Raw genomic sequence first — 15,947 nt, 5'->3', positions numbered from 1 at the left:
CCTTCTTTAATGCGAATGTACAAAACGATGTAATATCTAGCTAAAATAATCATATGTAGCTATTTATTTCATAAAGGTCCTTAATTATTCATTCTTTTATTTTATGTATATACAAAGTCTTTAATACATTAGTACTCTTAGTGCTGTATTTTATACCCCCTTAATATAAGGTTAACCTTTTTGACTACTTTCTTGCACTACTTTTATGTTAATAAAAACACAATATAAAAGTCATTGTTTTCTATGGAATTTGTTATTTATAATGAATAAAGAGAACTAGGGTAGAAAAATAAAAATAGAATATATAGACAGTAAAGAACTTCACTATTGTGAAAGTATAAGGAACGCCACTAAGGACCTGGTGAAGATGGGGGATAGTATGCCTCAAAAACAATTTTCACAGTCTCTGCAAATTGATTTAATTTTTGAACATTAAAGACTTCTTGAATTCCTGATGAAATGGCTCTAAATGTAATCCAAGAAAAACATAACCCTTTTTTCTCCTGGCGTTTTCGAGAGGCTACAATTAAAGAACAAATATTATTGTAACGAACAACTTTTAGATCTGAGAAAAAACGCTCAGTAAATTGTTTATAAGCAGGAGCACTTCGAATCGTACCCTCTTTCATATCAACGCATACATTGATGCGTTCACTATATAAATAACCGGCACGTTTTAAGTATGACACAGCCTTTGCGAACGATTTCGGCGAAATATAGCGACCAAATCGTAAAGCATAATCTTCTTGTAAGAAATCATAACTAACTGTTTTTAAGCCTGCTTCCGTCGGTAACCCGACCCTACCGCCGATCAAATCCGTATTTACAATGATGCAGGCAAGTACATTAGCTACCAATCTTCTAGATTGAATATTATTCATACCTTCTCCTCCCCAAGCATTTAGTGCAGGGAAACGATTAGGATTATCAATAAATTCTTCAAAAGACTTTAATATCCGAGCATATTCTGGAGGTAATACCTCCCAGCGACCACTGCGAAACAGACGACGAGAACGAAATTCAAATTTAAATGGAGTCTTAGGTCTTTTTTTGTTTTCAGCTTCAACAATTGAATGATGAAGTTCAATTAACTCAAACTTACGGCGCTTTCTTTTAGCTCGATACTCCGCATCATACTCTTTTTTCATTTGGCTTTTAGAATAACTCATATTGATATATCTTATATTGTGTATAAATTATTTCTGTGAAACATCTTTAATAAGATTAGAAATCTTTTTAGATATTTTAATTTCAAAAACAAAAATAATCCTTTCTGTCATTTTTATAAAAGTTTCTACCCCCCAACCAAATATGATACAGACAAAATAATCGGGAGCATTTACATTTAATAAATGTTGAGAGCTAGTTATTTTTGAAAGACCAACAACAATGGGTGGCCATATTATAAAATAGATAATAAATCTATTTTTCTTACGCATTGCTGTATTCAGGTCAAAAATGTCACCACTAAGTAGAAAAACTACCCTTAAGATCACAGACATCAACGCAATTGAATATAAATTAATGAATGACTTTAAAATAACATCATCATTATAATGTTGATAAATAAACTTTATAAAACTATTTTCTATTGGCATGTATTCAAAATAATAGAAACAAACGGACACTAACAGAAAAGAAAAAAGTAAAAACCAGAAGAGTGTCAAAAATAAAGTCAGCATTTTTTTAGACTCAATCAATGCCATATTATATTCAGATGATATCTGTTCAGTAGAAAAACCTTGAGTAAGTTCTATTAATTTATTTCTTAATAAAAAAAGAGTATCTATATCTAAGTTATCAACATTTTCAATTTCTGAAAGACTTATATCCATGTTACTTTTTTTATCAGGAGTCAACACTTCACTATTTAATAAAAACCATAACCTTTTCTTAATATCGTATATAATTAATTCTCTTATATCCATACTCCTCATTTAAACTTAATTTATCCCATTAAACGTTGATATATGATGAATTGTTAAAATAAGAACCCAACATAAAATAACCAAATCTAACCATCTAAGATACATCGCTTATATCCTTTTAATTTTTAAGATAATATAGCCATTATATTTTCATATAATGGCTATATTTTATTTTGAAGCTAAATGGTGTTTAGCAATCAACTCAATTTTTAATAATCGTTATTATCAAATATCAGATGATTAACCTTTCTCAATCACTTCTTCACTCGAACGACCAATAACAGCAGAACCAACACTCATTAATGAATTAATTCCTTGAATTGATGCCGCCTGAATTGTGATCTGACCTTGTTGCTGCGCTGTCGTCGCATTATGTGCTGTATTACTTAGAGCATGCGATGTTGACAATAATAAGTTACCCATTGCCATTGCAGGGGTTTCTCCCACAACTTTAGTATTCACTTGTGTTACTGAATCTGTAATCTGAGCATTAACTGCTGATGTTGCTGTATCTGACATAATTTATATCCTCTTATATTTAATTAAATTATTAACCTTTTTCGATGATCTCTTCGCCCACTCGACCGATCACAGCTGATCCAACACTCATGAGAGAATTAACACCTTGAACCGTTGCTGCTTGCATCATAATCTGACCTTGTTGTTGAGCAGACGTAGCGTTATGCGCTGTATTGCTTAACGCATGTGATGTTGACATTAATAAGTTACCCATCGCCATTGCAGGAGTTTCTCCCACAACTTTGGTATTAACTTGTGTCACCGCATCTGTAATTTGTGCGTTTACCGCTGATGTTGCTGCATTTGCGTTTGTATCTGCGCCTGTATTTGTATCTGGCATAATTTATATCCTTTTTTATTTATGATTTAAGTAAGGTGATTAACCTTTTTCGATGATTTCTTCGCCCACGCGACCAATGACAGCAGAGCCTACACTCATCAGTGAATTAACACCTTGAACCGTTGCTGCTTGCATTGTGATCTGACCTTGTTGCTGAGCAGACGTAGCGTTATGCGCTGTATTGCTTAGCGCATGAGATGTCGACATTTGCAAGTTACCCATCGCCATTGCAGGGGTTTCTCCTACAACTTGTGTATTAACTTGTGTTACCGAATCAGTGATTTGTGAATTAACTGCTGATGTTGCAGCATTTGCGTCTGAACCTGTGCCTGTATTTGTATCTGGCATAATTTGTATCCTCTTTATTTATGGTTTAATTAAGGTGATTAACCTTTCTCGATGATCTCTTCACCCACTCGGCCAATGACAGCAGAGCCTACACTCATCAGCGAATTAACACCTTGAACCGTTGCTGCTTGCATTGTGATCTGACCTTGTTGTTGGGCTGCTGTCGCATTGTGTGCTGTATTACTTAATGCATGAGATGTAGACATCAATAAGTTACCCATCGCCATCGCAGGGGTTTCTCCCACAACTTTGGTATTAACTTGTGTTACTGAGTCTGTAATTTGCGCATTAACTGCTGATGTTGCTGTATCTGACATAGTTTATTTCCTCTTTTGTGTTATTAAGACCATTAGCCTTTTTCAATGACTTCTTCGCTAGAACGACCAATAACAGCCGAACTAACGCTCATTAATGAATTAACCCCTTGTACGGTTGCTGCTTGCATCGTGATTTGTCCTTGTTGCTGAGCAGCTGTTGCATTGTGAGCGGTATTACTTAATGCATGCGATGTAGACATCAATAGATTTCCCATCGCCATCGCTGGTGTTTCACCAACCACTTTTGTATTAACTTGTGTTACTGCATCTGTAATCTGAGCATTAACTGCGGATGTTGCTGTATTTGTTTCTGCCATGGTTTCTTTCCTGGTTTATGTGTAATTAAAATTAATTAGCCTTTCTTAATAACTTCTTCACTAGAACGACCAATAACTGAAGAGCCCACACTCATTAATGAGTTCAGCCCTAAAACAGTCGCTGCTTGCATTGACATCTGGCCTTGCTGTTGAGCTGCCGTCGCATTATGTGCAGCGTTACTTAACGCATGTGATGTGGACATCAATAAGTTGCCCATCGCCATTGCTGGAGTTTCACCAAGCACTTTGGTATTAACTTGTGTGATTGAATCGGTAATTTGTGAATTTACTTTTAATACTGTTTGATCTGACATTACTTTTACCTCTGATTTATTTAAACTTAATAAATAAAATCATCTATGTATTAAGTCATGAAAACTATTTTTATATATAACCACATTATTTAATTAATATACTTTTCTCAATTAATGAAATAGGAAATTTATATCCAGATTCAATAATTGTCATTTTATGAATAAGATTAATATAATCATAACCACTAATTACTTTATGTTTTTCTATCCCTGTCATATTAGATAACTTAGTAATTATTCCTTCTGTATTATTTTCATTAGTTGGTGAAAACCTTCTAATAATGCCGTCAATTGTTTTTATGTTATATTCTGTTCTATAGGTCATTAAAACTTTATAAGCTGCCCTAAATCCATAACGAATATTAATAAATTCTTCAAAATCACTGTCTTTTTTTTGGCTGATTTTCACCTCTCCAAGCCATTTATTAGAAAAAGAGTTTCTAATATTTAAAGGATTATTATTTCTAAGACCTCTACTTAACGCCTTTTTATTTTCCATTCCTTTATTTATGGTTTCAGTAAAATCTCTGCTCCCTAACACATCCCATTTAAATAAATAATAATCTTTCAAAAAAAATGCACATAAAATAAAAACAAAAAAAATCATTAAAAAGTGATTCAAACTAAAATATATACCTTTTTCGTATTTATCTTCACTCAATATAATCACACCTCTATTCGTAATAATTAATACCCATTCTAATGGTTATTAAATTTCTTAATAGGAAAAAACAATCAACAAATAAGATAAAACATCTAAACAGGTTTCAATATATAAATAATAAAAATTAACTTTAAATATAAAATCAATTTCAATTTAATTAAGATTGTAAACTATTAACTAAATGCTTAAGTTCTGATTCTGCATATTCTTTACTTGGAGGAAGATCATGTAGTTGTTCACGGTAAGCACTTTCATTTGAATAAATCAAATGTGCTGCTGTAACTATTGAGGTAAGAATTGGCTTTTCTTCTTTTTTACAATAAGTAATAGTTCGAACATTATTACTATCACCACCAACTTTAAAGGTAATACTTTCAGGGCATTCATCGTATAAATCCCCAAGAGAAGACTCATCAGATATAAGAATCCAGCTAGGTGATTTATCCTTTTTAGTTAGGTCTAATCCATCTGCATTATCAAATACAGGAAAATCTTGAGCAAAACCTAAATTTCTATCACAAACAAGAATCTCAACGCCTTTTGTCATATTGTCTATGCATTCTTTTATTTTATGATATTCATTTTTTATAGAGGTATTCCTATCCGAACCTCTTAAATCAATTTCATCAGAAGAAACTGAAAAATATATCTCCGCGTTAGGAAAATAACGATTCTTAAGATTTCTAAATAATGCATCAAAGCTATCAATATCTGAATGAGTTAAAATAGCCAATGTTAAATTATTCCCTTTTTCAGCGGGTATACCCTGCAACTCCATTAATGTTAAAGTTAATTTGTTTTTCATAATAATTAGTCCTAATTAGATATTTTTTACATTAGAACAAATTAATAACAGGTATAATTGTAAATAATGATGCTTTAAATAATTTGTTATTACAAAAAGTTAAAGTTCGAACTATTATAAAAAATAACAATAAGTGATAATTACTAAAAGTTAATCATTTTTTAATAATCATAATCTAATTACCAAATTATAATAACAAGCCTAAATCCAATAAAATAAAGGTAGATATATGTCTAACTCTGACTATACAACACTTCAAGAATTTTCAGATCAACCAACATCAATAACTGAAACAACGTTATCTGAAACTATTGGCTTATCAATGCATAACTTAGTTGCAAACCAGCAACAATCTCAAGTAACAACAGCGGCCTCTGTTAGCAGTACTTGTGCCCGACTGCTCGCAACTCCGCAAGCAAAATCAATAAAGAATAACAATGAAGAAAATACGGACACACCAGAACAAAAAAAGAAAAAAGGGTTAAGTAGCTTATTCTCACGCTCTTAATTTATATGCATCTTGAATAGAAAATGACGCAATGGGAAATGAATACAATAATTACATTGACCAAGCTACATCAATAGCTATTCAAGATGCTGCCGACAATATTAGAAATGTTACTGATATAAGTAATACCGCCTCAGGGGTAGCATTAAGTAAATTATTAGAAGGCGGAGATAAAGTAAAATGTATGGCAACAATAGCTGAAGCCAATAAGCTCATCAAAAATGCCATTCAAAACTATGAAAAAATCATTCGTTTATCTATAGAGTGCAGAAATTCAAATGCAAAATCTTCACAATCCTCTAAATAGACCTTCCTATTAATTCACTTAAGTAATAAATAATGAAAAATAATAATTCCACATATAAACGTACAATGATTCGCCGAAAAAGTGGCAAGATTGTAAGCAAGAAGACCCTGATAAAGAAAATACCATTAGAGAAGCCTCGCCTCTCAGATTTGGATAATATATTGGCATTACTAGAAAAAATTGATAGTGAAGAGTCTTTTTTAAAAATAAAATTCAAAATAGAACAATTAGAAAGGCAAAATATTAATCCGTTAAAAAGAGTGAGACTAAATAGCCTTTAATGAACCGCCTTACTTAACTCTTGCAGTGATGACAATAGATCCTCTAATACGGGGCCAAATGCGTGACGCCGAGAGACCAAGCAACCCATAGGCGTTAACCAACCATGAAACTCATGAGCAATCGGCAGCGCAACTAACTTTTTCTGCTCAATGAAACTTGTCACTGTATGTTCTGGAACGATAGTCCAACCCACCCCACGGCACGCTAACTCGATTAAGGCTTGATGCGTGTTGGCATACCATAGTTTTGAACTGATCCCGTAACTGAACCACAGTTCTTTTCCCTTCGAGCTTCGATGCACTAACTGTCGATGTCCTTTCAATGCCGCATCATTCACCATTGGTAAAGCCGCTAATTCATGATCTGGCGCAGCCACAGTAAGAAAACGTATTTGTCCTAAGGTGAAAAAATCCATATCAACTTTAAGCTCGCCATCAGCATAGACGATACCTACTTGTGCTTTTCCCTTTCTAACCAGATCTTCAACATCAAAGGTTGAGGTCGTTATAATTTCAACATCGGTAACGGGAAACTTATCCGCCAATGTCGCTAAAATTTGCAATAAATCATCATTAATTAAGCTCTCATCAATCGCAATAACCAACTCATATTCATGCTCTTTTTCTAACGACTCAACCTTTTGATCAAAGTATTTCTGCTGGTGCAAAATAGATTGAGCAATTGGTAATAAAGCCTTACCCTTCTCTGTCAGTACTGGCGTATTTTTCTCACGATTAAACAGCTCTTGGTTAATCGAGATCTCTAAATTAGCAATGGCCTGACTCACGCCTGATTGAGCACGTTTTAATTGACGAGCCGCAGCCGAGAAAGAACCGCACTCACATACGGTGACAAAAATTTTTAATTGCTCAAAACTGTACATAACATTTAGCTCAAGTAAGTAGATCCACTCTTAAGCTATCACGATTTGTGATAGCTGTTAACTTTATCTCTTTTACTCACTCTTTATAATCGCGCTTCTTTATTTTAGAACAGCCCCATTTTTTGAGAATACACCAATGAAGATGAAAACTAATGAGCGCATTTTTCATGCCATTTTATTTGAAGTATTAGCCGTCAGCTTATCTATTATTGGATTAGCCATTTTTACTGATCATGATGTTACGGCACTATCAGGAACCATGATAGTCGTTGCAACTATCGCCATGATTTGGAATTTCATTTATAACTGGATTTTTGATCAATTCTTCACTGGTGAAAAAACACAACGCACGCTGTCATTACGTATTTTCCACGTTATCTTATTTGAGTTAGGCTTGCTGTTTGTCACTGTGCCAGTAATGGCTTACTTATTAAACGTAGGCATCTGGGAAGCGTTTGTGATGGATATCGGCGTAACTATATTTATCACCATCTACGCCTTTGCTTTTAATCTTATATACGACAATGTTCGAGCGATATTAGTGAAAAGAATAACGGGGGATAAATCGGTCACTGCGTGATAGATTCGATATGATATAGAGCTAGATAGTAAACAATCCGCTCTAGAGAAGGAAGATAATACATGGTTGAACAAATCAACCATGTATTTACAAGATTACTTTAAATTCAGTTTAACTGTCAGAAAGTGCATTCAGAGCTAAAACGCCTACAGGTTCTTTTTTCTGTAACGCAACCACAGCAGTTCGAGAACTATATTCATTAATCACTTTATCAATCAATGGTTGCTGACTTGCTGCTCGTTCTTTTAAAAGAGGTGCATTAATATCACTTTGTACCAATGAATTATTGATGATCCAACCCCAAGGATTAATGTTCGCCCGTTGAAGATCTTGTTGAAGATCGTATGCCTCTTGTACCGGCGTAGGCTCCGCTAGCGTCGTGATGATCACTTTGGTCACATCTGAGTTTTGCAGCATTACTAAAGGGGTTGCTACATTTTGATTCTGACGTGTCATCTCTTTATGATATGCACCCGTTGCATCAAGCAATAACAAAGTATGACCAGTTGGCGCAGTATCCATAATTACGAATTTTTTATCTGCTTGCTTAATGACTTCAGAAAATGCTTGAAATACAGCTATCTCTTCAGTACACGGCGAACGTAGATCTTCTTCAAGCAATTTACGACCATCTTCATCTAATGACGCTCCTTTCTCTTTTAGAATAGCTTCTCGATAACGGGTAGTCTCTGCTGCAGGATCAATTTTGCTCACTGTAAATTTTGTGTCTTCACTGTTCAATGTGAATTGTAAATGAGCTGCTGGATCTGAAGTGGTTAAGTGAACATCAAGACCTTGTTCTGCTAATTTACTTGCAATTGCCGCCGCCATCGTAGTTTTACCTACTCCACCTTTACCCATGAGCATGATTAAACCATGCTTCTGCTTCGCAAGTTCATCAATCATCACCGATAAAGAATCATACTTATCGACATTGATGGCGGTTGAATTGACTGAGCGCGTCACTATAGGTTGTGCTTCAAGTAGTGCCCGTAAGCTATCTAAACCAACGACATTGCTCGATAAAAGTGGTATTTGAGTTAGGGGCAGTTTTGCTAATGACCATGGCAGATCCTCAATTATCTTTTGTTCACGCTCAATAATTGCCAATGCTAGTTCATCATCACTGCTTTCTGCTACAGGGAATAACCCATTTAATACCAGATGTTGTCCTTTTAGGCCCAAATCCGAAAGTTCAATATGCGTTTTAGCCGCTTCTTTGATAGTTGCTGATTGTGCTCGAGCAACAAGAATTAAGCGTGTTTTGCTCTCATCAGATAATACTGCAATCGCATTGGCATATTTCACTCGTTGCTTTTCAAGACCCGCTAAAGGACCTAAACAGGAAGCATCGCCCTGACCATGTTCTAGGAATTCATTCCATGCTCCTGGTAATTGCAACAGCCGAATCGTATGACCTGTTGGTGCCGTATCAAACACAATATGATCAAAATCACTTTGCAGAGACTCGTCAGTTAATAGACTTGTGAACTCATCAAACGCGGCAACTTCCGTGGTACACGCTCCAGACAGTTGTTCTTCGATGTTTTTTACGATTAGATCTGGAAGCTTACCTCGAATAGGTCCAACAATACGTTCACGGTAATTTTGGGCAGCAGCTTGCGGGTCAATCTCCATACCAAATAAATTCTCGACGTGATTGATTGCTGTAATATATTCACCTATTTCAGTATCAAATACTTGACCGACGTTTGATGCTGGATCTGTACTTACAATCAGTACTTTTTTCCCTGATTCAGCTAACGCAAGTGCCGAAGCACATGCGTGAGATGTTTTACCAACACCTCCTTTACCTGTAAAAAACAAGTAAGGTGGAACATTCTCAAGATAATTCATCATAATTTATCCTTAGCAGCATCCAGTAGATGCGCAGCAGCTTGTGGTTTTAGTAGCTTTAGGCTCTTGAATTGATATATCAGCCCACTTAACAAGCTCTTCACGGGTTGGATAGCGATGCGTTAACGCTACGTGACCGCCAATAAGAGTAATTGGCAACCCCTCTTCACCTACAACTTCAAGAAAGGCTGCTACAGCTTCACTTTCTACAAATGCCATTGGCTCTTGTGCTAAATTGAAGCGTTGGATCTCAGCTTTATTATCTCTAAGGTAGCTAAAGTCAGCCGAAAAGGTCACGAGGTTTTGGTTTAGATCCGTACCGCAAACACCGCTAGAACAACACATAGAAGGGTCGTATATTTTGATCGTTTTCATTTTTACTTCCTTAGCAATCGTTAATCGTCGAATTACGATACACATTGTTAGAATAATCTGCAAGAGCTTTTATTAGTTATTGGCCTCATCATTATGAACAGAAAACTATTGCTTGAACGAAATGCTCCACTGAATCGATAACGGAGTGATTTCTAGTAAATGTTGATTTTGTAACCATCCCTCCCCAAAATACAACAACGTAAGAAAGCTCAATAGTAAACAACCCGCAGATTGGCGGGTTGTTTATTTTTTAGTTGCTCGGTATCTGAGCTGAATCATTTTCAGTCCATTCGAGTAATAAAAGTTTGCTCGTCATCCACAAAAGCCACAAAGCCGCCATGATAGATAAATACTCGACCACGCCCCTCAACTAAGCAAGCAAGCTGTGGGAGCAAATCTTCTTCGTTATCCTGACTTTGAAATGTACCAGTATCAGTAATTACGCCACTGAGTACAGGCAGATACCCATAAGTACGCTTGGCTTGATCAATCAGGCTCAATTCGCTGGCGATAGAGAAGCAAGATGGAATCGCACCGGCTTCTTCGATAAACATAGTTTTCAGTTCTTCAAAAGCTGTAATCACCAGCCAGTCGATGTCGTTAACATGATGGATAAACATAGGATTTCTCGGTTATTCTGGTACGAAGATTTTATCACTATTAAGGGATAATCGAGTAGAGATTTAGTGGCTAAATTATTTCCGGACATTCATCAGGCCAACTTGAAACACGTTTTGTTCATTTCCTAAACCAATCACTTATTTTCAGCATCACTCCTTATATTCTCTACTCCCTCGCGCAAGCACTCTACTTTCAAAAAACATATTTACATGATTTATTTAGCTCACTCGCAATCCAATGCCTTTTCACACATTTCTTAAAATAAACCACTAATCTAATACCATCAAAGACAATGAGCACTCATTCATTGTTTAAATCTACATCAAAACTTGTGCACATCATAATTGTGCGATACTCTTTCACTTATTAGGTGCACAATAGTATTGTGCAATGAAAATGTCATTAAAATTTAAAGAACAATGGTTAGAACAATTTTATGAACAGGACAAACGACATCGTTTAATTCCTAAAAGTATTGAAAATGCTCTATATAGAAAGTTAGAAATCTTAGATGCCGCCCACTCTGAATCTGATTTACGTGTACCTCCGGGAAATCGTTTCGAGCACTTAACTGGTAACTTAAACGAATGGTGCTCTATCAGAGTAAATAAACAATATCGATTAATTTTTCGATGGGATAATGGTGTCGCTAAAGATACCTATTTAGATCCTCATAAATACTAAGGTAAGCAATATGCGTAAAACTAAACGTCGCCCAATAAGCGTTGGGGAGATGCTGAAAGTCGAGTTTCTTGAACCACTAAAAATTACATCTAAAACATTGGCTGAAGCTATGGGTGTTCACAGAAATACGGTAAGCAACCTAATTAACGGTGGGATCTTAACGGCACCTATTGCGATAAAACTGGCTGCAGCACTGGGTAACACGCCTGAGTTTTGGCTTAATATCCAGCATGCTGTTGATTTGTGGGACACTCGAAATCGCTATCAAGACGAAGCTAAATTCGTAAAACCACTAAATATTAATTTTGAACAACAAACACAAGATTAACGCCATAAGTTAACATTCTCCATATTCAACTTATGGCACTTACTTAAGTTCGGCTACACCTTACTCGTGACTAAAACGCTGTCTTGTCACTATGCCCCATTGCGGGTCATCTAATGTGTCTTCTTGGTAGCCTTGTTTAATATTATTCTCAGTAGTGTAAGTACCCACGACATCGCGCCAAAATTTAACCGCGTGATCAGCCCCTTCAACTTGCTTCATCTCCCACGAGCCACCTAATTGTTTAAATAACGTTGAGATAAAAGATTTACCTACTTGGTTCTTTCTAAAGAATGGTACGACATAAAAATCGCACACTTCAAAATGCTTATTCGCTTCATTTGCAATTGCTGTGTGCCCTGCAGGTACACCATCAACATAAAGTAAGTAGCCACTTACTTTTCCGCCAAGCTCGGTATCTAAAGGGAATACACCATTATCACCTGGCTTTTTCTGCATAATTTTTGAAAACTCAGCCTCATAAGCTTGAGCTAAGTTCATATAAACATGCTGATTGCTGCTGTCTACTTTAACTATCTTCATAGCACCTTCTCTTTAATGCAAAAACAAATTAGAAACGCGAAAATAATATCATAAAGATAGTACTCTACTTTTACTCTTCACTATTAAAAGCCCAATATCAGCAAAAATTCATTTACGGTAAAAACAACAAAGAAAAAGAACATTTATCTACATATTCACTCACTGCAGTTCAATATACCAGTAAGCCATCACATACAACTCATCAACCTAAGAAACAACTGGTTACATATATTTCTCATTTACGAGATAAATACGGTGCGTTGCTGATATTTCCAGTATAGAATCCCCGCTCAATGTCCAGTCTCTGTATTCGTAGAACCTTTTCTGACTAAGTAAGGGAATGCTGAACACAATAGATTTGTGATAAATGGACGCTGGCCAAATAGAGATAAAAATAAATCTCTATTTAGCGATAACAGCACTAATGTGGCATTGAGAAAATTAAAAATGAGTCGTACAACAATGAAACCAACAATTGTTATTGCCCTAGGTGGCAATGCACTATTGCGTCGTGGTCAGGTTCTTTCTTATGAAAATCAACTTGAAAACGTAAAGGTAGCGGCAGAATCTATTGCGAAATTAAGCAAAGAATACCGTATTGCTATTGTTCATGGAAATGGCCCACAAGTTGGTTTATTAAGTCAACAAAATGATGCCTTTGATGCTGTTCCTTCTTATCCTCTTAGTTGTTTAGTTGCCGAATCTCAAGGGATGATAGCAACCATGCTTGCGCAAGAATTACGTAACCGTGTTGATTGTAACGTAACGACAATTCTTACCCATGTCGATGTTGACAGAACCGACCCCGCTTTTAATGACCCTAGCAAATTCATTGGCCAAGTGTATTCTGAAAAAGAAGCGTACGATCTTGCTGAAGAGTTTGGCTGGTCTATTCGCCAAGATGGTGACTACTTTAGACGCGTCGTTGCTTCTCCTGCTCCTAAAAATATCCGTGAGAGTGAATTAATTTCATTGGCTTTGCAGCACGATAATATTGTTATATGCTGCGGTGGAGGCGGTATTCCTGTTTGTACTAACAACCACGGCATCACTTCAAATATCGATTGTGTTATTGATAAAGACTCAACGGCATCACTGCTTTCTCAGCAGATTTCAGCTGACTACTTCTTAATTTTGACCGATGGTGATGGGGTATTTTTCCATTACGGCAAGCCAAACCAAATCAAACTAGACATTGCGACTACCGAAGAATTAAAAGGCTACTCTTTTGATAAAGGCTCTATGCAGCCCAAAATTGATTCGATGATCAACTACGTTGAAAATGTCGATATCTCTATCGGTATCATTGCGGATTTGCACTTAGCTTTAGATGCGCTAAATGGCACGGCTGGTACAAAAATCGTAAAAAATAAGTTCTATGATGACTCTATTTCTCATCAACAAAATGATGGCGAATTAACACCAGCATAGCAGTTTTACCGCTTATAAAACAAAAAGCCCTAACGTGTTGTTAGGGCTTTTGTATCAAATCGTAAATAAGGAAAAACTTACAACACTTGCTCTTTAATCACAGTAAAGACCCCAGCATCTTTATTACTTGGAGCCATAAAGCGTGCTGTCTCTTTTACTTTTTGATGCGCATTTTCCATCGCATAAGAGTAATAACTCTCTTGCAGCATTTCTAAATCATTTAAGTAATCACCAAAGCTCATTGTCTCTTCAAAACTAAAGCCCAGTGTGTTTTGTAGGTGTTTGATCGCCGCTCCTTTAGAAGCAACTGCATTCATTACATCAAGCCAGATCTTAGCACTCACCACCACTTGATGACTCTCACCAAAGTTGGCATCAAAAGATGAGAAAACGAACTCTTCTGTTCCATCAAAATGACAAATAGCCACTTTAATAAACTCGTCATCTACCGCAAGTAAATCTTCGACATATTCACAACGCTGGTAGTATTTTGAAAATTCTGCCAATGCTTTTGGATCTTGTGTTTCAATGTATGCAGAACGCTTTCCACAAAGCACAATGTGTGTACCTTCAATCGCACGAGCAGTTTTGATGATATTGATTACCGATGGTGTATCCATTGAACAGCTATAAAGTTCTTCACCTTGATACATCACTAGCGTGCCATTTTCAGCAATAAACATCATACGATCTTTTACTGGCTCAAACGTTTCTAACAAGCTGTAGTATTGACGCCCAGAGGCAGCGGCAAAAATGATGTTTTTATCTTCTAATTGCTGATAAAGATCGAAAAAACTTGGATCTAATTGGCTGTGTTCATTAAGCAGTGTTCCATCCATATCAGCAGCAATAAATTTTACGTTATGTTTTTGCATTAATTGGTACTCAGAGATAATTTAAATTCAATAAACACCCAGAAGTATATACTGTTCAGGACGTTACACCGAACAACTCCACCGTAAAATGAGAGGCTACTGCCCCTTTTTTACTGGATATAAAGAGGCAAAATTTGGGATATGTTGCTCCCAAAGAGGAGGATAACCAATGTGCTTTTGCACGGCACTAATGAACTCTCTAACCAATGCAGTCTGTTTTCGATGCGGATAAAGTGCGTATATTGCTAAGCCTTGATTACATAATGGGTAATCCGTAAGTAACGTTGTTAATCCCATGCTTTCGATAGAACACTCAAGGTTTGATGAGGCAACCACAGCATAACCTAAACCGTCTTGAACGGCTGACAATAAGGTTCGAACATCATTTACCTTATAATTACCTTTCATTTTATAGCTTTTAAATTGAGATGAATCTGGGCTTTCACCTAATCGAACGGTATCTACCGTTAATGTGCCATTGCTGTAAATAACAGAGGGTAAATTTACCAATTCTTCTGGTGTACTTGGCTCTCCAAAGCGTTCGATAAATGAATGTGAAGCAAGGATCACCCCTCGAATGTCTGCCACTTTTTTCGCTATCAAACTTGAATCATCCAATCGGCCTAATCGAAAAGCGACATCAAAATGCTCTGAAATAATATCGGAGCGCTTATCATCCATCATCAGAACCACCTCAACATCTGGATAAGTGGCCATAAACTGACTGATAACAGGTTGTAAATACCCTTGCCCAATATGCAATGGAGCCGTAATTCTAATTCGCCCTTTTGGTACTGCTTGATATGAATCTGCAATGGATTTCACATTATCTAATGAGCCAACTAACTGATGCGCTTGCTCTAAAATCTCTTCGCCTGCTGGTGTTAATGAGAAAGTACGAGTCGAGCGGTTAAGTAACTGAACACCTAGCTCTGCTTCTAATTTTTTGATCTGTTTTGAAAGCGCAGAATTATCCATATCATGCAATGCAGCCGCTTTAGTGAAAGAGCCTTGCTGCACCACATCGATAAATAGAGAGAGTTGATTAACCAGAGACATACCTTTACCTAAAACATCCGTCGATTAGATTTAAAATGAAACCAATCCAAATACATTGTGATATT

The 15,947-nt window shown here is 36.2% G+C and carries 24 protein-coding genes; 7 read left to right on the top strand and 17 right to left on the bottom strand.

Going from position 1 to position 15,947, the window contains the following annotated elements:
• Positions 1 to 350 precede the first annotated feature (350 nt).
• From AVFI_RS14955 to AVFI_RS14910, 10 genes are all read right to left on the bottom strand, one after another.
• Entirely contained in the window at positions 351 to 1,169 is an 819-nt protein-coding gene (locus tag AVFI_RS14955; protein WP_155661869.1) for a hypothetical protein, read from the bottom strand.
• A gap of 27 nt (positions 1,170 to 1,196) precedes the next feature.
• Positions 1,197 to 1,928: a hypothetical protein gene (locus AVFI_RS14950; RefSeq protein ID WP_005423831.1), complete on the bottom strand. Its 732-nt coding sequence runs from the start codon at positions 1,926 to 1,928 to the stop codon at positions 1,197 to 1,199.
• Between the two features lie 240 nt (positions 1,929 to 2,168).
• On the bottom strand, positions 2,169 to 2,447 hold the full coding sequence (locus tag AVFI_RS14945; RefSeq protein ID WP_005423832.1) for a RebB family R body protein: 279 nt from the start codon (positions 2,445 to 2,447) through the stop codon (positions 2,169 to 2,171).
• Positions 2,448 to 2,478: 31 nt separating this feature from the next.
• Complete coding sequence (locus tag AVFI_RS14940) at positions 2,479 to 2,787, bottom strand: RebB family R body protein (protein WP_011263932.1); 309 nt, start codon at positions 2,785 to 2,787, stop codon at positions 2,479 to 2,481.
• Positions 2,788 to 2,826: 39 nt separating this feature from the next.
• A complete protein-coding gene (locus AVFI_RS14935; RefSeq protein ID WP_005423837.1) occupies positions 2,827 to 3,135 on the bottom strand; it encodes a RebB family R body protein in 309 nt (102 codons plus the stop codon).
• A gap of 38 nt (positions 3,136 to 3,173) precedes the next feature.
• Complete coding sequence (locus AVFI_RS14930) at positions 3,174 to 3,452, bottom strand: RebB family R body protein (protein WP_005423838.1); 279 nt, start codon at positions 3,450 to 3,452, stop codon at positions 3,174 to 3,176.
• A 32-nt stretch (positions 3,453 to 3,484) separates the two neighbouring features.
• On the bottom strand, positions 3,485 to 3,769 hold the full coding sequence (locus AVFI_RS14925; RefSeq protein WP_005423839.1) for a RebB family R body protein: 285 nt from the start codon (positions 3,767 to 3,769) through the stop codon (positions 3,485 to 3,487).
• A gap of 35 nt (positions 3,770 to 3,804) precedes the next feature.
• Positions 3,805 to 4,083 carry a RebB family R body protein gene (locus AVFI_RS14920; RefSeq protein WP_005423840.1) on the bottom strand — a complete coding sequence of 93 codons (279 nt, stop codon included), beginning with the start codon at positions 4,081 to 4,083 and terminating at the stop codon, positions 3,805 to 3,807.
• 85 nt (positions 4,084 to 4,168) lie between these two features.
• Entirely contained in the window at positions 4,169 to 4,753 is a 585-nt protein-coding gene (locus tag AVFI_RS14915; RefSeq protein WP_252653964.1) for a structural protein P5, read from the bottom strand.
• Between the two features lie 151 nt (positions 4,754 to 4,904).
• On the bottom strand, positions 4,905 to 5,552 hold the full coding sequence (locus AVFI_RS14910) for a hypothetical protein (protein WP_005423842.1): 648 nt from the start codon (positions 5,550 to 5,552) through the stop codon (positions 4,905 to 4,907).
• Between the two features lie 229 nt (positions 5,553 to 5,781).
• Here AVFI_RS14910 and AVFI_RS14905 point away from each other — a divergent pair, with 229 nt between their 5' ends.
• The 3 genes from AVFI_RS14905 to AVFI_RS14895 are packed head-to-tail and all read left to right on the top strand — an operon-like array spanning position 5,782 to position 6,648.
• On the top strand, positions 5,782 to 6,060 hold the full coding sequence (locus AVFI_RS14905) for a RebB family R body protein (protein ID WP_063660389.1): 279 nt from the start codon (positions 5,782 to 5,784) through the stop codon (positions 6,058 to 6,060).
• A gap of 31 nt (positions 6,061 to 6,091) precedes the next feature.
• Entirely contained in the window at positions 6,092 to 6,367 is a 276-nt protein-coding gene (locus AVFI_RS14900; RefSeq protein WP_155661873.1) for a hypothetical protein, read from the top strand.
• A 32-nt stretch (positions 6,368 to 6,399) separates the two neighbouring features.
• Complete coding sequence (locus AVFI_RS14895; protein WP_047863368.1) at positions 6,400 to 6,648, top strand: hypothetical protein; 249 nt, start codon at positions 6,400 to 6,402, stop codon at positions 6,646 to 6,648.
• Here the strand turns inward: AVFI_RS14895 and AVFI_RS14890 are convergent.
• Entirely contained in the window at positions 6,645 to 7,532 is an 888-nt protein-coding gene (locus tag AVFI_RS14890) for a LysR family transcriptional regulator (RefSeq protein ID WP_054775137.1), read from the bottom strand. The genes AVFI_RS14895 and AVFI_RS14890 overlap by 4 nt on opposite strands.
• A gap of 142 nt (positions 7,533 to 7,674) precedes the next feature.
• Between AVFI_RS14890 and AVFI_RS14885 the strand changes: the two genes are divergently transcribed.
• Positions 7,675 to 8,112 (top strand): PACE efflux transporter, encoded by a 438-nt coding sequence (locus tag AVFI_RS14885; protein ID WP_054775208.1) that lies wholly within the window; start codon positions 7,675 to 7,677, stop codon positions 8,110 to 8,112.
• A gap of 111 nt (positions 8,113 to 8,223) precedes the next feature.
• Here AVFI_RS14885 and arsA read toward each other — a convergent pair whose 3' ends face one another.
• The 3 genes from arsA to AVFI_RS14870 all read right to left on the bottom strand — a co-directional run bounded on the left by arsA (position 8,224) and on the right by AVFI_RS14870 (position 10,964).
• The gene (gene arsA, locus AVFI_RS14880) at positions 8,224 to 9,972 is read right to left on the bottom strand and encodes an arsenical pump-driving ATPase (protein WP_347341245.1); all 1,749 of its coding nucleotides are present in this window, start codon (positions 9,970 to 9,972) and stop codon (positions 8,224 to 8,226) included.
• A 9-nt stretch (positions 9,973 to 9,981) separates the two neighbouring features.
• A complete protein-coding gene (gene arsD / locus AVFI_RS14875; RefSeq protein WP_012535113.1) occupies positions 9,982 to 10,344 on the bottom strand; it encodes an arsenite efflux transporter metallochaperone ArsD in 363 nt (120 codons plus the stop codon).
• Between the two features lie 281 nt (positions 10,345 to 10,625).
• Positions 10,626 to 10,964: a cytosolic protein gene (locus tag AVFI_RS14870; protein WP_155661877.1), complete on the bottom strand. Its 339-nt coding sequence runs from the start codon at positions 10,962 to 10,964 to the stop codon at positions 10,626 to 10,628.
• 397 nt (positions 10,965 to 11,361) lie between these two features.
• Between AVFI_RS14870 and AVFI_RS14865 the strand changes: the two genes are divergently transcribed.
• Entirely contained in the window at positions 11,362 to 11,649 is a 288-nt protein-coding gene (locus tag AVFI_RS14865; protein WP_026029276.1) for a type II toxin-antitoxin system RelE/ParE family toxin, read from the top strand.
• 10 nt (positions 11,650 to 11,659) lie between these two features.
• Positions 11,660 to 11,977 (top strand): HigA family addiction module antitoxin, encoded by a 318-nt coding sequence (locus AVFI_RS14860; protein WP_017018926.1) that lies wholly within the window; start codon positions 11,660 to 11,662, stop codon positions 11,975 to 11,977.
• Between the two features lie 60 nt (positions 11,978 to 12,037).
• Here AVFI_RS14860 and AVFI_RS14855 read toward each other — a convergent pair whose 3' ends face one another.
• On the bottom strand, positions 12,038 to 12,517 hold the full coding sequence (locus AVFI_RS14855; RefSeq protein ID WP_017018925.1) for a GNAT family N-acetyltransferase: 480 nt from the start codon (positions 12,515 to 12,517) through the stop codon (positions 12,038 to 12,040).
• Positions 12,518 to 12,964: 447 nt separating this feature from the next.
• On the opposite strand from AVFI_RS14855, the gene AVFI_RS14850 reads away from it, so the two are divergent.
• Positions 12,965 to 13,948, top strand: coding sequence for a carbamate kinase (locus AVFI_RS14850; protein WP_054775136.1), 984 nt, complete (start codon positions 12,965 to 12,967; stop codon positions 13,946 to 13,948).
• 77 nt (positions 13,949 to 14,025) lie between these two features.
• Here AVFI_RS14850 and AVFI_RS14845 read toward each other — a convergent pair whose 3' ends face one another.
• Positions 14,026 to 14,823: a Cof-type HAD-IIB family hydrolase gene (locus AVFI_RS14845; RefSeq protein ID WP_155661879.1), complete on the bottom strand. Its 798-nt coding sequence runs from the start codon at positions 14,821 to 14,823 to the stop codon at positions 14,026 to 14,028.
• Positions 14,824 to 14,919: 96 nt separating this feature from the next.
• Positions 14,920 to 15,882, bottom strand: a complete 963-nt coding sequence (locus AVFI_RS14840) for a LysR family transcriptional regulator (protein ID WP_155661880.1) — start codon at positions 15,880 to 15,882, stop codon at positions 14,920 to 14,922.
• Positions 15,883 to 15,947: the final 65 nt, after the last annotated feature.

This window comes from Aliivibrio fischeri ATCC 7744 = JCM 18803 = DSM 507 (assembly GCF_023983475.1).
Classification (GTDB): domain Bacteria; phylum Pseudomonadota; class Gammaproteobacteria; order Enterobacterales; family Vibrionaceae; genus Aliivibrio; species Aliivibrio fischeri.
This window is presented reverse-complemented; position numbering and strand designations above follow the sequence as displayed.

Excerpts from the sequence above, each read along its gene's own strand:
- AVFI_RS14955 (WP_155661869.1), bottom strand. The coding sequence starts at position 1,169 with ATGAGTTATTCTAAAAGCCAAATGAAAAAAGAGTATGATGCGGAGTAT.
- AVFI_RS14950 (WP_005423831.1), bottom strand. The coding sequence starts at position 1,928 with ATGGATATAAGAGAATTAATTATATACGATATTAAGAAAAGGTTATGG.
- AVFI_RS14945 (WP_005423832.1), bottom strand. The coding sequence starts at position 2,447 with ATGTCAGATACAGCAACATCAGCAGTTAATGCTCAGATTACAGATTCA.
- AVFI_RS14940 (WP_011263932.1), bottom strand. The coding sequence starts at position 2,787 with ATGCCAGATACAAATACAGGCGCAGATACAAACGCAAATGCAGCAACA.
- AVFI_RS14935 (WP_005423837.1), bottom strand. The coding sequence starts at position 3,135 with ATGCCAGATACAAATACAGGCACAGGTTCAGACGCAAATGCTGCAACA.
- AVFI_RS14930 (WP_005423838.1), bottom strand. The coding sequence starts at position 3,452 with ATGTCAGATACAGCAACATCAGCAGTTAATGCGCAAATTACAGACTCA.
- AVFI_RS14925 (WP_005423839.1), bottom strand. The coding sequence starts at position 3,769 with ATGGCAGAAACAAATACAGCAACATCCGCAGTTAATGCTCAGATTACA.
- AVFI_RS14920 (WP_005423840.1), bottom strand. The coding sequence starts at position 4,083 with ATGTCAGATCAAACAGTATTAAAAGTAAATTCACAAATTACCGATTCA.
- AVFI_RS14910 (WP_005423842.1), bottom strand. The coding sequence starts at position 5,552 with ATGAAAAACAAATTAACTTTAACATTAATGGAGTTGCAGGGTATACCC.
- AVFI_RS14905 (WP_063660389.1), top strand. The coding sequence starts at position 5,782 with ATGTCTAACTCTGACTATACAACACTTCAAGAATTTTCAGATCAACCA.
- AVFI_RS14900 (WP_155661873.1), top strand. The coding sequence starts at position 6,092 with ATGGGAAATGAATACAATAATTACATTGACCAAGCTACATCAATAGCT.
- AVFI_RS14895 (WP_047863368.1), top strand. The coding sequence starts at position 6,400 with ATGAAAAATAATAATTCCACATATAAACGTACAATGATTCGCCGAAAA.
- AVFI_RS14890 (WP_054775137.1), bottom strand. The coding sequence starts at position 7,532 with ATGTACAGTTTTGAGCAATTAAAAATTTTTGTCACCGTATGTGAGTGC.
- AVFI_RS14885 (WP_054775208.1), top strand. The coding sequence starts at position 7,675 with ATGAAAACTAATGAGCGCATTTTTCATGCCATTTTATTTGAAGTATTA.
- arsA (WP_347341245.1), bottom strand. The coding sequence starts at position 9,972 with ATGATGAATTATCTTGAGAATGTTCCACCTTACTTGTTTTTTACAGGT.
- arsD (WP_012535113.1), bottom strand. The coding sequence starts at position 10,344 with ATGAAAACGATCAAAATATACGACCCTTCTATGTGTTGTTCTAGCGGT.
- AVFI_RS14870 (WP_155661877.1), bottom strand. The coding sequence starts at position 10,964 with ATGTTTATCCATCATGTTAACGACATCGACTGGCTGGTGATTACAGCT.
- AVFI_RS14865 (WP_026029276.1), top strand. The coding sequence starts at position 11,362 with ATGTCATTAAAATTTAAAGAACAATGGTTAGAACAATTTTATGAACAG.
- AVFI_RS14860 (WP_017018926.1), top strand. The coding sequence starts at position 11,660 with ATGCGTAAAACTAAACGTCGCCCAATAAGCGTTGGGGAGATGCTGAAA.
- AVFI_RS14855 (WP_017018925.1), bottom strand. The coding sequence starts at position 12,517 with ATGAAGATAGTTAAAGTAGACAGCAGCAATCAGCATGTTTATATGAAC.
- AVFI_RS14850 (WP_054775136.1), top strand. The coding sequence starts at position 12,965 with ATGAGTCGTACAACAATGAAACCAACAATTGTTATTGCCCTAGGTGGC.
- AVFI_RS14845 (WP_155661879.1), bottom strand. The coding sequence starts at position 14,823 with ATGCAAAAACATAACGTAAAATTTATTGCTGCTGATATGGATGGAACA.
- AVFI_RS14840 (WP_155661880.1), bottom strand. The coding sequence starts at position 15,882 with ATGTCTCTGGTTAATCAACTCTCTCTATTTATCGATGTGGTGCAGCAA.